This window comes from Colwellia sp. MB02u-10, from assembly GCF_014077185.1.
Classification (GTDB): domain Bacteria; phylum Pseudomonadota; class Gammaproteobacteria; order Enterobacterales; family Alteromonadaceae; genus Cognaticolwellia.
Window position 1 is genome coordinate 1 of the sequence record NZ_JACGVK010000141.1, and the last position, 356, is coordinate 356.

A 356-nucleotide genomic window follows, 5' to 3' on the forward strand; every position below is an offset into this window, starting at 1 on the left:
GTACCGTCACGCGCTTCTATGTAATCTGGAATACCATCGCCATCGGTATCTTTTATATCTGTAGCATCGCTTGGGTCTGTATCGTCACGCGCTTCTATGTAATCTGGAATACCATCGCCATCGGTGTCTTTTATATCTGTAGCATCGCTTGGGTCTGTACCGTCACGCGCTTCTATGTAATCTGGAATACCATCGCCATCGGTGTCTTTTATATCTGTAGCATCGCTTGGGTCTGTACCGTCACGCGCTTCTATGTAATCTGGAATACCATCGCCATCGGTATCTTTTATATCTGTAGCATCGCTTGGGTCTGTATCGTCACGCGCTTCTATGTAATCTGGAATACCATCGCCATC

The 356-nt window shown here is 46.6% G+C and carries 1 pseudogene; it reads right to left on the minus strand.

From position 1 onward, the window contains the following. Positions 1-356 (minus strand): annotated as a pseudogene (locus H4J59_RS19070) (hypothetical protein); the annotation flags it as partial.